The following is a 1,964-nucleotide window of genomic DNA, read 5'->3' on the forward strand; positions in this document are numbered from 1 at the left end:
GATCAAAGCGATTGATGATAATTCCATTAATTCCGTTATTTTATACTATAGTTTTGGAAGAGAGTTCTATCCGATTTATATGTTTGACAATGGTCAGAATAATGATGGATTTGCCGGAGATGCTGTTTATGGCTGTTATATTACGCAGCAGATTTCCGGAACAATAGTATCCTATTATATCGAAGCTGAAGACAATGAGCAAGTTATCACTAGATTTCCTGAAAATAATAATTTAATTGAATATGAAGTAGATTATAACTGTCCTTCCTTATTTATCAATGAATTTCTCGCACTCAATCGAACTACTAATCAAGATCCCGAAGGAGAATATGATGATTGGATAGAGATTTATAATGCGAGCGAAGAAGCAATAAATATTAGCGGGATGTACATTACTGACGATTTAACCGATCACTCTCATTGGTATCAAATTCCTGAAACGAATCCTGATTCAACGACCATTCAACCGGGAGATTTTATACTACTCTGGGCTGATAATGATTCAGCAGATGGAATTTTACATTTAGGATTTAACCTTACCGGCTCAGGAGAGCAGATCGGACTTTTTGCATATTATGGCACAACTCCGATCGATACTTTAAGTTTTGGAATACAGAGCATGGATGTATCTTTTGGCAGGAATCCGGATGGCAGCGAGAATTGGGAATTTTTCACGGAACCAACTCCTGCTTTTTCCAATACCGGATTGGATATTCCCCAGAATTTAATTATCTATTTTCAAAATGGAAGTTTATTCCTGGAATGGGATGCAGTTCCGGGAGCAGAATACTATTCGGTCTATTCCTCTTATACTCCTGATGGGATTTATTCATTAGAAGCAACAAATGTAACAGGTACAATATTTGAGGAACGAAATCCTGAAAACAAAAAATTCTATTATGTAACTGCTAACCATTGATTAAGATAAAATCGGTTAATATAAAAAAAATATTCTAGAAAAATAAATTGTTTTTATTTCGTAATCAACAACTTCTCTTCATTCCTTTTAATTACAATCGAAATCTCATTCGGTACGCAAATGATCGGGAAAGTATCATTCCAACCTTGTTGAACGCAAATTTGATTTTTACAGGTGGATTCTTTCATTCTTACTTTTCCTTTTTTTATCTCTATCACAATTCCCTTCTCAATTTCAATTATTTTATTTTGATTTAAACTCTCTTTGTATATTAAGATATTATGGTGATAGATCTCAACTTCTTTTTCAGAAAAATTCTTTTTTAATCCCCACAGGAATAATACTGAAAAAACAAGTAAGCAGGCTATCAATATAATATCTGCTTTGGTGAATATTTTCTTTAAATTTGCCAAATTTTTAACAATTGGCAAATTTTGTGTTTTAGAATTCCCCATAAATCTCAAAATCACAAAATGGGCATTTATTATTTTTGATCAATATTTTCGGAGAAAATCCTCTTTTGATGAGGAGCGAATTACATTTTGGACACTTGGTATCAGTATCTGAAAAGATATTTCCCAGATAAACATAATTCAATTTCTCCTGGGCAAGTTCCCGGGCTAAATGAAGTGTAGATTTCGGAGTTGGAGGATTGGACATCTTGTAATGCGGAAAATAACGGGAGAAATGCAAGGGAATATCGGGATTAATTTCAGCGATAAAATCTATTACTTTTTGGATATTTTCTTTAGAATCATTTTCATCGGTTATGAGAAGATTCGTGATCTCCAGATGACAGTTTTTTGCAGCAGTTTTGATCGTATCCAGAACAGGTTGCAATTTGCCGCCGCAGAATTTCCTGTAGAAATCATCTTCCATTGATTTAAGATCGATATTCATCGCCTTGATGTAGGGGAGAAGCTCGTATAAAGGTTTCGGATTGATAAAACCATTAGTTACTAAAACGGTTTTAATTCCGTTTTCTTTTAGTATTTTTGCCGAATCAAGAATATACTCGAACCAGGTGATCGGTTCTGTATAAGTA

3 protein-coding genes are annotated in these 1,964 nt (G+C 33.8%); 1 reads left to right on the top strand and 2 read right to left on the bottom strand.

Annotation, left to right across the window (positions count from 1 at the left end; genetic code table 11):
* Positions 1–919, top strand: a 919-nt coding sequence (locus tag ENL20_11145) for a lamin tail domain-containing protein (protein HHE39107.1), incomplete at its 5' end; no start/stop codon positions are given.
* Positions 920–972: 53 nt separating this feature from the next.
* Here ENL20_11145 and ENL20_11150 read toward each other — a convergent pair.
* Both ENL20_11150 and ENL20_11155 read right to left on the bottom strand, forming a co-directional pair.
* On the bottom strand, positions 973–1,374 hold the full coding sequence (locus ENL20_11150) for a NusG domain II-containing protein (protein HHE39108.1): 402 nt from the start codon (positions 1,372–1,374) through the stop codon (positions 973–975).
* On the bottom strand, positions 1,361–1,964 hold a 604-nt coding region (locus ENL20_11155; GenBank protein ID HHE39109.1), incomplete at its 5' end, for a radical SAM protein. The genes ENL20_11155 and ENL20_11150, both read right to left, overlap by 14 nt.

This window comes from Candidatus Cloacimonadota bacterium, assembly GCA_011372345.1.
Taxonomy (GTDB): domain Bacteria; phylum Cloacimonadota; class Cloacimonadia; order Cloacimonadales; family TCS61; genus DRTC01.